This is a genomic window from Cellulomonas pasadenensis (assembly GCF_047229365.1).
Taxonomy (GTDB): domain Bacteria; phylum Actinomycetota; class Actinomycetes; order Actinomycetales; family Cellulomonadaceae; genus Cellulomonas.
The window spans coordinates 1-667 of sequence record NZ_JBFTEP010000292.1 but is presented as its reverse complement, the minus strand read 5'-3'; the positions used below and the strand labels follow the sequence as shown (position 1 = coordinate 667).

Annotated in this window: 1 protein-coding gene; it reads right to left on the bottom strand. The window is 71.1% G+C overall.

All coding sequences use genetic code 11. The features are described 5' to 3' along the window. Positions 1-667: nucleotide sugar dehydrogenase (locus tag AB6N23_RS18525; protein ID WP_412867416.1), on the bottom strand; the 667-nt coding region annotated here is incomplete at both ends.

The window sequence follows — 667 nt, the reverse complement described above, 5'->3', positions numbered from 1 at the left end:
GTCGGCGGTGAGGAACTCGTCCCACTCGGTCAGGACGAGCACGACGTCGGCGCCCTCGACGGCCTCCTCGACCGAGGTCCCGTAGGACAGCGTCGGGAACAGGCGGCGGGCGGTGTCACCGGCCTCGGGGTCGTAGACCGTGACCTGCGCACCACGCAGGTGCAGCGCCGCGGCCACGTTCAGCGCCGGGCTGTCACGCACGTCGTCGGTCAGCGGCTTGAACGCCGCACCCAGCACGCCGATCCGCTTGTTCAGGACCGACCCGCCGCACGCCTCCAGCGCCAGGTCGATGACCCGCTCGCGCTGACCCATGTTGATCTCGTCGACCTGCTGCAGCAGACCCGACGCCCGGTAGGCACCCAGCTCGTTCGCCCGGTGCATCAGCGCCCGGATGTCCTTGGGCAGGCAGCCACCACCGAAGCCCAGACCCGCGTCGAGGAACTGACGCCCGATCCGCACGTCGTGACCCAGCGCGTCGGCCAGCACCGTCACGTCCGCACCCGCCGCCTCGCACACACCGGCGATCGCGTTGATGAACGAGATCTTCGTCGCCAGGAACGCGTTCGCCGAGACCTTGACCAGCTCCGCGGTCGGCAGGTCGGTCACCACGACCGGGCTGCCCTCGGCGATCGGGCCGGCGTAGACCTGGCGCAGCGTCGCCTCGGCC